The 11,662-nt window shown below is 66.1% G+C and carries 11 protein-coding genes; 4 read left to right on the plus strand and 7 right to left on the minus strand.

Features of this window, described 5'->3' with window-relative positions; genetic code table 11:
* The first annotated feature begins 2 nt into the window (after positions 1–2).
* Both AC07UK_RS13370 and AC07UK_RS13375 read left to right on the plus strand, forming a co-directional pair.
* Positions 3–1,025, plus strand: coding sequence for a diguanylate cyclase (locus AC07UK_RS13370; protein ID WP_436224927.1), 1,023 nt, complete (start codon positions 3–5; stop codon positions 1,023–1,025).
* Between the two features lie 337 nt (positions 1,026–1,362).
* Positions 1,363–2,139 (plus strand): DUF4397 domain-containing protein, encoded by a 777-nt coding sequence (locus AC07UK_RS13375; protein ID WP_114134983.1) that lies wholly within the window; start codon positions 1,363–1,365, stop codon positions 2,137–2,139.
* A gap of 99 nt (positions 2,140–2,238) precedes the next feature.
* On the opposite strand, the gene AC07UK_RS13380 is transcribed toward AC07UK_RS13375, so the two are convergent.
* The 4 genes from AC07UK_RS13380 to AC07UK_RS13395 form a co-directional block, all read right to left on the minus strand.
* Positions 2,239–2,541 (minus strand): transcriptional regulator, encoded by a 303-nt coding sequence (locus AC07UK_RS13380; RefSeq protein WP_340527331.1) that lies wholly within the window; start codon positions 2,539–2,541, stop codon positions 2,239–2,241.
* Between the two features lie 222 nt (positions 2,542–2,763).
* Complete coding sequence (locus AC07UK_RS13385; protein WP_013953637.1) at positions 2,764–4,266, minus strand: tripartite tricarboxylate transporter permease; 1,503 nt, start codon at positions 4,264–4,266, stop codon at positions 2,764–2,766.
* Between the two features lie 12 nt (positions 4,267–4,278).
* Positions 4,279–4,740 (minus strand): tripartite tricarboxylate transporter TctB family protein, encoded by a 462-nt coding sequence (locus AC07UK_RS13390; protein WP_436224926.1) that lies wholly within the window; start codon positions 4,738–4,740, stop codon positions 4,279–4,281.
* 439 nt (positions 4,741–5,179) lie between these two features.
* Positions 5,180–6,670: an MATE family efflux transporter gene (locus AC07UK_RS13395; protein ID WP_494687106.1), complete on the minus strand. Its 1,491-nt coding sequence runs from the start codon at positions 6,668–6,670 to the stop codon at positions 5,180–5,182.
* A 230-nt stretch (positions 6,671–6,900) separates the two neighbouring features.
* Here AC07UK_RS13395 and AC07UK_RS13400 point away from each other — a divergent pair, with 230 nt between their 5' ends.
* Together AC07UK_RS13400 and AC07UK_RS13405 are read left to right on the plus strand one after the other, a co-directional pair.
* On the plus strand, positions 6,901–7,689 hold the full coding sequence (locus AC07UK_RS13400) for an MHYT domain-containing protein (RefSeq protein ID WP_436224924.1): 789 nt from the start codon (positions 6,901–6,903) through the stop codon (positions 7,687–7,689).
* 122 nt (positions 7,690–7,811) lie between these two features.
* Positions 7,812–9,239 carry an NAD-dependent succinate-semialdehyde dehydrogenase gene (locus AC07UK_RS13405; RefSeq protein ID WP_011617618.1) on the plus strand — a complete coding sequence of 476 codons (1,428 nt, stop codon included), beginning with the start codon at positions 7,812–7,814 and terminating at the stop codon, positions 9,237–9,239.
* 73 nt (positions 9,240–9,312) lie between these two features.
* Here AC07UK_RS13405 and AC07UK_RS13410 read toward each other — a convergent pair whose 3' ends face one another.
* From AC07UK_RS13410 to AC07UK_RS13420, 3 genes are read right to left on the minus strand one after another with little or no spacing between them, the layout of a single operon-like run.
* Positions 9,313–10,506, minus strand: coding sequence for a DUF2252 domain-containing protein (locus tag AC07UK_RS13410; RefSeq protein ID WP_436224923.1), 1,194 nt, complete (start codon positions 10,504–10,506; stop codon positions 9,313–9,315).
* A gap of 47 nt (positions 10,507–10,553) precedes the next feature.
* On the minus strand, positions 10,554–10,937 hold the full coding sequence (locus AC07UK_RS13415; protein ID WP_013953642.1) for a cytochrome C oxidase subunit IV family protein: 384 nt from the start codon (positions 10,935–10,937) through the stop codon (positions 10,554–10,556).
* A gap of 8 nt (positions 10,938–10,945) precedes the next feature.
* Positions 10,946–11,653 (minus strand): heme-copper oxidase subunit III family protein, encoded by a 708-nt coding sequence (locus AC07UK_RS13420; RefSeq protein WP_013953643.1) that lies wholly within the window; start codon positions 11,651–11,653, stop codon positions 10,946–10,948.
* Positions 11,654–11,662 lie beyond the last annotated feature (9 nt).

Below are 11,662 nucleotides of genomic sequence, written 5' to 3' on the forward strand. Positions count from 1 at the left end.
ACATGCAAGCCGAATCACCCAACCGACCCGCAGCGCCTCCAGCCGACAAGGACTACCTTGCCATGGTGCTGCTGGTGGACGACCAGTCCATGGTCGGCGAAGCGGTGCGCCGCGCGCTCTCCACCGAGCCCGACATCGACTTCCACTACTGCTCGCAGCCCGATGAGGCCGTGGCGGTGGCGCAGCGCACCAAGCCCACCGTAATCCTGCAGGACCTGGTCATGCCGGGCGTGGACGGCCTGACGCTGGTGCAGCGCTATCGCGAGAATCCCGCCACGCGCGACATCCCCATCATCGTGCTGTCGACCAAGGAAGAAGCCGCGACCAAGGGCGCGGCGTTTGCCGCCGGCGCCAACGATTACCTGGTCAAGCTGCCGGACAGCATCGAGCTGATTGCGCGCATCCGCTACCACTCGCGCTCGTACCTGAACCAGCTGCAGCGCGACGAGGCCTATCGCGCGCTGCGGCAAAGCCAGCAACAGCTGCTGGAAACCAACCTGGAGCTGCAGCGGCTGACCAATTCAGACGGCCTGACCGGCTTGTCCAACCGGCGCTATTTCGATGAGTACCTGGGCGCCGAATGGCGCCGCGCACAGCGTGAGCAGACCCAGCTGGCAATGCTGATGATCGATGTCGATGCGTTCAAGGCCTACAACGACACCTACGGCCACGTGGCCGGCGACGAGGTGCTGCGCCGCGTGGCCGCGGTGATCCGCGACAATTGCGCGCGTGCCGCCGACCTGCCCGCGCGCTTCGGCGGTGAAGAATTCGCGATGGTGCTGCCGGCGACCTCTCCGGGCGGCGTGCGCCTGCTGGCCGAGAAGGTGCGGCGCGCGGTGCAGGCGCTGGCCATCGCCCACAGCGGCTCGCCCACCAGCGACTGCGTCACTGTCAGCATCGGCGGCGCGGTGCTGGTGCCCCAGCCTGGCGATCCGTCGGACCGGCTGGTGGAGACGGCCGATGCCGGCCTCTACCAGGCCAAGCGCAATGGCCGCAACCAGGTGGTGATGATGTCGCAAGGCTGAGTCACGGCAGCAGCACAGCTGCAACAACCAGTTACACACTGGCAACCACCCGCCAACCGCGCCACCTGCACGCCCACCTCCGCCAGGCCCCGCGCCTGTGGGCCTGGCCGCCCCGCCGCGCACGCACGCGTCATCGCATGTCGGAATCGTCCGACATGCGATTCGGAACCCCGCGCCTGTCTCGCCCCTGGGTTGATGCCTATCTTTGCATCACGGCAAGCGCTTCGTCGCGCCTGCACGCCAAGCAAGCAGATGGCGAACTGGCCTCGCTACCGGCGCGCCCGCGCGGGCATGGGCCAGCACGTCCCTGAATCCAACGAACGGCAAGAGGTGATCCATGTTCCGATCCAAGACACTTTTGATAGGCCTGGCGCTGGCCGCCACGGCGGTGCTGTCGGCCTGCGGCGGCGGTGACGACGATCTCGGCGACCGCATCGGGCTGAGCAAGCCGACCATCCGCGTGATCCACGCCATCACCGGCGGTCCCAATGTCGACGTGCTGCAGAACGGCGTGAAGACCAGCTTCGTGAACAAGCCGTACAAGTTCGTTTCGACTTACTTCAACGTTGAAACCGGCAACCAGCTGATATCGTTCAACACCGCCGGCACGCAGACCGAACTGGCCCGCGCCACCCTGGTCGCCGCCACCGGCCACAAATACACCGTGGTGGCGCTGCCGGGTGCCAGCGTCGCGGAAACGCTGACGATCGACGATCCGTTCGAAAAGGGCCTGCTGTCCAACAAGGCCCGCGTGCGCTCCCTGAACGCCTCGTTCAACGCGCAGAACGTCGATGTCTACATCACCATCCCGGCGATCGACCTGAATTCGGTGGCACCGACTTTCGGCGCTGTGGGATACAAGCAGGCCTCTCCGGCTTCAGGCAAGGACTCTCTTGACCTCGACGGCGGCACTTATCGTCTGCGTATCACTACGGCGGGCACCAAGACGGTGATCTTTGACTCGGGCGCGCTGACGCTGGCGAACAATGCCGACTGGCTGATCACCACGATCCCGGTCGACGGCATCGGCGGGCTCACGCCGAACAAGATCAAGGTGCTGGTGGCGCGTGGTGATGACGAGTCGCAAGCTGGCCTTGAGCTCGTAACGCAGTAACAGCGTGCTTGCAGCTAGCTGCCTGCGGCAGGCGGGCAGCATGCAGGAGGCCGGTCCGAAGGATCGGCCTTTTTTGTCTGACGGGGCGGCTGACTGGCCCTACTCTTCTGCCTCCGGCTCCAGCTCCGCCTTCAGCACCGCCAGGTGCGACATATAAGCCTCCAGCTCCGCCCGCCCCTGCTCGGTGATGCAATAAACGCGGCCACTGCCTTCAACCAGTTCTGCGGTAATGGCCCGCGCCATCATCAGGCTGCGCAGGATCGGCCGCAACGAGCGGATATTCTTGTCGATGCCGCGCTCGCGCAGCCGGTCGACCAGGCTCAGGACCGTGGACGGGCTCGACTGGACGAGCTTGAGCACATAGATACGTGAGAAAAACCGGTCAAAGATAGGCGGTTTCATGGGCGCTGTCGGCGCACCCGATGGTGCGGGAATCCTGATCATCATGCGCAGCCCATGACTGCTGCCGCAGTCGGGCACTCTCTGGTATGGATGGCGGGCGAACGCGCAGCGCGATCGGCCCGCGAAAGCAAACGGGGTGCGCGAAGGCACCCCGTTTGCTTGCGTTGCGTGCGCCGTCCGGCATGAACCAGGCCGGCGCCATTCCGGGGAGCGCGCGTGGCGCTATTCTTCCTGGAACGCTTCCTCGCGCTTGGCCTTGATCGACGGCAGGGCCACCACTGCAACCAGGGCGGCGGCTGCGATCAGCAGGCCCAGCGACAGCGGGCGCGTCACGAACACGCTGAAGTCACCGCGCGAGAGCAGCAGCGAGCGGCGGAAGTTCTCTTCCATCATCGGCCCCAACACGAAGCCCAGCAGCAGCGGAGCGGGTTCGCAGCGCAGCTTCAGGAACAGGTAGCCGATGATGCCGAAGCCCGCAGCCATGAACACGTCGAAGGTCTGGTTGTTGACCGAGTACACGCCAATGCCGCAGAACACCAGGATCGCCGGGTACAGGAAGCGGTACGGCACGGTCAGCAGCTTCACCCACACGCCGATCATCGGCAGGTTCAGGATGATCAGCATCAGGTTGCCGATCCACATCGAGGCGATCAGGCCCCAGAACAGCGCCGGGTTGCTGGTCATCACCTGCGGGCCGGGCTGGATGTTGTGGATGGTCATCGCACCGACCATCAGCGCCATCACCGCATTGGGCGGAATGCCCAGCGTCAGCAGCGGGATGAAGGAGGTCTGCGCCGCGGCGTTGTTGGCCGACTCCGGACCGGCCACGCCTTCGATCGCACCCTTGCCGAATTCATGCGCGTACTTCGAGGTCTTCTTTTCCAGCGAGTAGGCCGCGAACGAAGCCAGTGCCGCGCCGCCGCCCGGCAGGATGCCCAGGGCCGAGCCCAGGAACGTCCCGCGCAGCACAGCCGGGATCATGCGCTTGAAGTCTGCCCTGGTCGGCCAAAGGTTCGTCACGCTATCGGTGAACGTTTCACGGGCTTCCTTCTGCTCCAGATTGGCGATGATTTCCGCGAAGCCGAACATGCCCATGGCCAGCGCCACGAAGTCGATGCCGTCGGTCAGTTCCGGCACGTCGAACGAGAAGCGCGCGGCGCCCGAGTTCACGTCAGTGCCGATCAGCCCCATCAGCAGGCCCAGCACGATCATGGACACGGCCTTCGGCAGCGAGCCGGAAGCCAGCACCACGGCGCCGATCAGGCCCAGCACCATCAGCGAGAAGTATTCGGAAGGGCCGAACTTGAACGCCAGTTCCGACAGCGGCGTGGCAAAGGCGGCCAGGATCAGCGTCGCCACGCAGCCGGCGAAGAACGAGCCGAGACCGGCAGTGGCAAGCGCCACCCCCGCTCGCCCTCGCCGCGCCATCTGGTAGCCATCGATGGTGGTCACCACCGAGGACGATTCACCAGGCAAGTTCACCAGAATGGCGGTGGTCGAGCCGCCGTACTGGGCGCCGTAGTAGATACCGGCCAGCATGATCAGCGCGGCCACCGGCGGCAGCGTGTAGGTCACCGGCAGCAGCATGGCGATGGTGGCCAGCGGCCCCAGGCCCGGCAGCACACCGATCAGGGTACCCAGCACGCAGCCCAGGAAGGCGTAGGCCAGGTTCTGCAGCGACAGGGCCGTGGAAAAGCCCAGCGCAAGATGATCAATCAATTCCATGGTCGGCGCTCCTTAACCAGTGATAAAGGCCGGCCACACCGGCATCTGCAGGTTGATGCCGTAGACAAATGCGCCAAGGCTGATCAGCACCAGCACCACGGCGTTGAGCAGCGCACCCTTCCAGCTGAACTCATGGCTGGCCATCGACGACACCATCACCAGCACGAACACCGACAGCACCATGCCCAGCGGCTTGAGCAGCAGGCCGAACAGCACCACCGAACCGAGAATCCACAGCAGCGTCTTCAGGTCCCAGCGGGCGAGATGGTCTTCCTCACCCTTGGACGACAGCGCGGACAGCAGCACCACCGCCCCGAGCACTGCCAACACCAGTCCCAGCAGGAATGGAAAATATCCGGGTCCCATCTTCGCGGCCGTTCCCATGGAATAGCCGCGAGCGACCCAGGAAAAGCCCAGACCGACCAGAACGAACATCAGGCCGGAGGCAAAGTCCTTTTGGCTGCGTATGCGCAAAACGATTCTCCTCAAAGTTCACGAAATGCCGTGCCGGGGGCGCACTGGCTCGGGCGGCAAGGCATGCGCTGCGCATGCTCCCCGACGGTTGACCCGAACCTTAGAGACGTGATCTTTCAGGTGCCTTTCATTTGTCTTGGTTTAGGGGTATTCACCGAGACCCCTTGAAAACAAGGCAAATCCAGCCGACGCGCACGAACAAATACATCACAACGTGATGCATTAATTCGTGAAGAAACCAGGAGAAAAATCGACGGGAAGGTCAGACGAACAAGACGGCGCGCGCACTTGCGTCAAGGCAAGGCGCGGCCGGAAAGACGCGCACGCCTGCTAGGCAGGCGACGCGTGCGCTGGGAGGGAGTGCCAGCGACGACACGATGACACACCGATCTTTCGAATGGCTTTCAGAGCCGGCGACACGATCGCGGGCCGCTGCAGGTCAGCGCACGCCTGCGGGCTCGGGCGTTGCCGGGGCGGTCTCCTCGACGACCTCGCCCGCGTCTTCGCAGGGCGTTCCCATGCTGGTATCGGGCGCCTGCCCCACGGCTTGCACCGGGTGCGGCACGGTGGGCAGGATATGGCTGCGGCGCCAGTTGCCGAAGCGGTAGTAGCCGGCCGCCAGCACCAGCGACACCACCGAGCCCAGCGGAAAGCTCCACCAGACCGCCTCGGCGCCGATGCGCGGGCCCAGCGCCCACGCGAACGGCAGCCGGATCACCCACATCGACAGGAACAGGATCACCAGCGGCGCCATCACCGCGCCGGTGGCGCGCACCGTGCCGAAGATGACGATGGTGAAGCCAAACAGGATGAACGACCACAGCACCACCACGTTGATATGCTGCGCGATGCCGATGGCCACGCCGTCAGTGCCCAGGAACAGGCCGAGCGAATGCCGGTTGAACAGATAGATCAGCGCGACCAGCGCCCCCGTCATCACCACATTGATCAGCAGGCCCACGCGCGTGATGCGCAACACCCGCCGCCACAGCCCGGCGCCGACGTTCTGCGCCACCATCGACGACACGCTCGCGCCTACCGCCAGCGCGGGCATCTGCACATAGGTCCACAACTGCGAGGCCACGCCGTAGGCGGCGGTGGTCTGCGAGCCATAGGCATTGACCAGCGCCATCATCACGATCGCCGACGACGAGATCACCACCATCTGCAGGCCCATCGGCAGGCCCTTGACCACCAGCGCCCGCAGGATTGCCGGATCGGGCCGCAGCAGTGCAAGCTGGCCACGGTGCAGCAGCAGGAAATGGCGGCGCCGGTACAGCAGCACCATCATCGCCGCCAGGCTCACTAGCTGCGCGATCAGCGTGGCCAGCGCCGAGCCCGCGATGCCCAGCGGCGGGATCGGGCCCATGCCGAAGATCAGCACCGGGTTGAGCGCCACGTCCAGCACCACGGACAACAGCATGAACCAGAACGGCGTGCGCGAATCGCCCGCGCCGCGCAGCGTCATCATCACGAAGTTGTAGAAGTACATGAACGGCAGCGCCAGGAAGATGATGCGCAGGTAGCTCACCGCCAGCGGCGCGGCGTCCTCCGGCGTGTGCATCGCCGCCAGGATGGCCGGCGTATAGAAATAACCAAGCGCCGAGGCCAGCACCGACAGCGCGACAAAGAAGGTGGTGCTGGTGCCGACCACGCGGCGCGCCTCGCCCAGGTCGCGCGCACCCACGGCCTGCCCGATCATGATGGTGTTGGCCATGCTGATGCCGAACACCACGCCCAGCAGGAAGAACAGGATGATGTTGGCGTTGGAGGTTGCCGTCAGCGCGGCCTCGCCCAGGAAGCGGCCGACCCAGACCGAGTTGATCGAGGCATTCAGCGACTGCAGGATGTTGCTGCCGAGCACCGGCAGCGAGAACAGCAGCAGGGTGCGGCCGATCGGGCCGGTGGTCAGTCTGGCGTCTGGCTTCATGAGGCGTTGCGCATGGGGAAATCCGCCAAGTCTATTCCTGCCCGGAGGCGGCTACAAGGACACACGGCCGGCCCCGGCACCGCGCTTTTTACCTGAATGAGTTATTCCCCTGCGGTTGCGGCCCCCCGCATACTCGGCGCGGGACCACCGCGTCCCAGGCCGGCTGCCGGAAGGAATGCCCGGCATGCGCGTGCGCCCTTCAGTCGCAGTCAAAACGAGGAGGTGGGGTCATGTTTGTCGGTTTCCAGCCTGTTTCCGGCGCCCTGGTGCCGTTTGCCTATGACTGGCCGATGGTGGGCCTGTCGTTCCTGATCTCTGTCTGCGGCGCCTACGTGGGCCTGCGCTGGTCGCGGCGCGTGCGCATGCCCGACGGCCGCCTGGATGTGGACCGGCTGTTGTGCGCCAGCGTGGCGCTGGGCGGCGGCGCGGTCTGGTCGATGCATTTCATCGGCATGGTGGCCTACCAGACCCCGACGCACCGCGAGTTCGGGCTGTTCATGACGCTGGCTTCGCTGGTCGTCGTGATGGCGCTGGCCGGCGCCGGGCTGGCGATCGCCTCGCGCCCGCGCGGCAGCCGTACCGACAATGTGGTCAAGGGCGGCGTGCTGACCGGGCTGGGCGTGGTGGCGATGCACTACACCGGCATGGCGGCGATCCGCTCCAACACCCGCTTCGACTGGGACCTGGCCATCATCGGGCTGTCGGTGGTGATCGCGGTGGTGGTGTCGGTGGTGGCGCTGTGGCTGGCCACCACGGTGAAGACCCGCGGCAAGCAGCTGGCAGCGGCGGTGGTCATGGGCGTTGCCGTCTGCGGCATGCACTACACCGGCATGTCGGCGGGCACGATGATCTGCACCAGCCCGACCTACGCGCCCAGCCTGTTCGCCATCGAGGGCGACAGCATCGGCTATGCGGTGTTCGCCCTGACGCTGATCACGCTGCTCGTGATCCTGGTGGTGGAAGCCACCCGCACCGGGGCTGAAGTCCTGCCCGTGGCACGGACGCGCGATACCGCCTGATATCGGCTGCACCGGCAGCGGGGACATTCCCGCACATTCCTCCCGGGAACGCACCCGGCGCGCTGCATGAACGCGGCCGCCGGGTTAAGCTTGCGGTTTCACCGCCCACCAGGAGAACACGCATGTACCAGGATCTCGCCCTCTATATCGACGGGGAATTCATCAAGGGAGGCGACCGGCGCGAGCAGGATGTCATCAACCCGGCCACGCAGGAAGTGCTGGGCAAGCTGCCGCATGCCAGCCGCGCCGACCTGGACCGCGCGCTGGCCGCCGCGCAGCGCGCCTTTGAAACCTGGAAGAAGACCTCGCCGCTGGAGCGCGCCAGGATCCTGCGCCGCGTGGGCGAGCTCACCCGCGAGCGCGCCAAGGAGATCGGCCGCAATATCACGCTGGACCAGGGCAAGCCGCTGGCCGAGGCCGTCGGCGAAGTGATGGTCTGCGCCGAGCACGCCGACTGGCACGCCGAGGAATGCCGCCGCATCTATGGCCGCGTGATCCCGCCGCGCCAGCCCAATGTGCGCCAGATCGTGGTGCGCGAGCCGATCGGGGTGTGCGCCGCCTTCACGCCGTGGAACTTCCCGTTCAACCAGGCCATCCGCAAGATCGTGTCGGCGCTCGGTGCCGGCTGCACGCTGATCCTGAAGGGCCCGGAAGACTCGCCCAGCGCGGTGGTGGCGCTGGCGCAGCTGTTCCATGATGCCGGCCTGCCCCCGGGCGTGCTCAACATCGTCTGGGGGGTGCCCAGCGAGGTCTCGACCTACCTGATCGAATCGCCGATCGTGCGCAAGATCTCGTTCACCGGCTCGGTGCCGGTGGGCAAGCAGCTGGCGGCGCTGGCCGGCGCGCATATGAAGCGCGTGACCATGGAGCTGGGCGGCCATTCGCCGGTGCTGGTGTTCGACGACGCCGACATCGACCCCGCCGCCGAGATGCTGGCGCGCTTCAAGCTGCGCAATGCCGGCCAGGTTTGCGTGTCGCCGACGCGCTTCTACGTCCAGGAGAAGGCCTATGACCGCTTCCTGGCGCGCTTTACCGAGGTGATCGGCTCGATCAAGGTGGGCAACGGCCTGGAAGACGGCACCCAGATGGGGCCGCTTGCGCATGAGCGCCGCGTGCTGTCGATGGAGCAGTTCCTGGACGATGCCAGCCAGCGCGGCGGCAAGGTCGTGGCAGGCGGCTCGCGCCTGGGTGACAAGGGCTACTTCTTCGCGCCCACCGTGGTCACCGACCTGCCCGACGACTCGCGCCTGATGACCGACGAGCCGTTCGGCCCGGTGGCGCCGGTGACGCGCTTCAAGGACACGGCCGAGGTGCTGCGCCGCGCCAACAGCCTGCCCTTTGGCCTGGCGTCGTATGTGTTCACCAACTCGCTGAAGACCGCGACCGAAGTGTCCAACGGCCTGGAAGCCGGAATGGTCAATATCAACCACTTCGGCATGGCGCTGGCCGAAACCCCGTTCGGCGGCATCAAGGATTCTGGCATCGGCAGCGAAGGCGGCCAGGAGACCTTCGACGGCTACCTGGTGACCAAGTTCATCACCCAGGCCTGACCATCCTGACGCTGGCGCCGTTCACGCTTGCCTGAGCGGCGCCAGCGCCCTTCTTCCCCCGTTCGGCCCCCGCTCACCCTCCCCGCGCCTCGCGGTAATCGTCCGCATACGCCTTCCACTGCGCCACCGACACCGCGCAGCCATGCCGTGCCAGCCGCAGGACGCCGGTGCGCCAGCGGGTGCCGCCGGCAAACGCCTGCAGCTGCTCGATCCGGTCCGCGGCCTGGTGCCCGCAGCCACGCAGATGCGCCCACGCCGCGGCATGCGCCATGGTGCCCAGCAACTCGCGTAACGCTGCAAAGTTGCTGCAATGCGCCAGGTCGACGCGGTCAGCGGTTGGCTGCAGGCTCTTGACCAGATAGGAAGCCTTGCCCATGTCGACAGCCGACAGCAGCGCCGGCGAAGCCGCCTGCATGACTTGCTGCACGGCCGCCACCCGCCTTGCATCGCTGCCCCAGGGTGGCAGGGACAGGCTGGGCAGGTCCTGCCATGGACTCGGCGCGGCGCGCTTGATGTCGACCAGGCGCTGCATGCCGCTCAGTTCATCCCGCGCCAGCACCATATAGCGTTCCAGCCCGAGGCTGCCAATGCCCGCCACGCGCCGCGCGGCATCGTCGAGGGCCAGGCGGTGGCCATGATGGCCCTGCTTCGAGTAGGCCGCAAGGATCGCGCGAGCGCGCTCACGGACCGGCTTGTCCGCCGGCAGCGCATGGCGGCTGTTGCAGACCAGGCGCCGTTTGCCCTTGCGCACCGTGGTGAGCTCGGCCAGCAGCGCGCCGCGCTTGCGGCCCTTGACCCGGCGCAACAGCGTGGCCACCATGCCGACCGCGGTGGCACGCTCGAGCCAGCGAGGCTTGCCTGTCTGCAGCACGGCGGCATAGGTGGACAGCATGGCCTCGCAGGCGCGCATGGCGCCGGCCTCGGAAAGGCCCAGCTGGCCGGCGGCCACCAGCACGCTCGACAGCATCCGGACCACATCCACCGTAAGCGGCGCGACCAGGGCATCGTCAAAGTCGTTCAGGTCGAAATAGACCAGCCCGTTGTCGCCCTTGAAGCTGCCGAAGTTCTCCAGGTGCAGATCGCCGCAGACGTAGGTGATGGGCGCATCACACATTGCCGCCTCATCGCGCAGCGATGCGGCATAGAGATGGTTGGTGCCGCGAAAGAAGGCAAACGGGTCCGCGGCGATCGCCGCAAGCTTGCGGGTCAGCCGCTCGGGATCGCGGCCATGGTTGAAGGTGAGGATGGCTTGCGTGGCAGCGTGCATGGGCTCGGCTTCCGTTCCGCGTTGACATCCGGCAGCGGCGCGGCCGGTCAGCGGAAGAACAGGCCGCGCGTGAGGAAAGTGTGATTGGCTTCTTCCGCCATCAGCCAGACCAGCACCAGCAGGCAAAGCGGCGGTACCAGGATGGCGCAGATCAGCGCCATGCGCTCCCATGCCATATGCATGAACACTGCCACGATCAGACCCGCCTTAAGCCCCATGAACACCAGGATCAGCGTCCAGCGCAGGTAGCCGGTGACATGGAAATAGTCGACCAGGTACGACAGCGTCGACAGCACGAACAGCAGCGCCCAGATCTTCAGGTACAGCCCGATGGGATGCTGCTGGCCGGAGTGCGCGGCATGGCCGGCATCCGGGCCGGAGCCATGCGCTGGCGTCACCGGGGTTGCGGGAGTTGCCGGATTCGATGCCATGGCCGCCCTCACCAGAGATAGAACAACGCAAAGATAAACACCCAGACCAGGTCGACGAAGTGCCAGTACAGGCCCGCGATCTCCACGATCTGGTAGTTGCCGGTGGCCTCGTAGCGCCCGCGCAGCACGCGCGTGGCCACGATCAGCAGGTACACCACGCCGCACGACACATGCAGGCCATGGAAGCCCGTGATCATGAAGAAGGTCGAGCCGAACTGCGCCGCCCCCATCGGGTTGGTCCACGGGCGCACGCCCTCGTCCACGATCAGCTTGGTCCACTCGAAGGCCTGCATGCCGACAAACATCATGCCGAACAGCGCGGTCACCAACATCAACAGCGCGCACTCGCGGCGCGCGCGCCGGTAGGCAAAGTTGACCGCCATCGCCATGGTGCCGCTGCTGCTGATCAGCACGAAGGTCATGATGGCGATCAGCAGCAACGGGATGTCGGCGCCGCCCACGTGCAGTGCGAACACCTCGCTGGGATTGGGCCACGGCACCGTGGTCGACATGCGCACGGTCATGTAGCCGGTCAGGAAGCAGCTGAAGATAAAGGTGTCGGACAGCAGGAAGATCCACATCATCGCCTTGCCCCACGACACCTTGAAGGCCTGCTGGTCCGACGACCAGTCGGCCAGCAGGCCGCGCACGCCGCCCACCTGGGGCGCAGGCGCCACGCCGGGTGTGCCCGATGGTGAAGACAGTTGCGTTGACATGCCGGTCCT

This window comes from Cupriavidus sp. GW821-FHT07C08 (assembly GCF_059419025.1).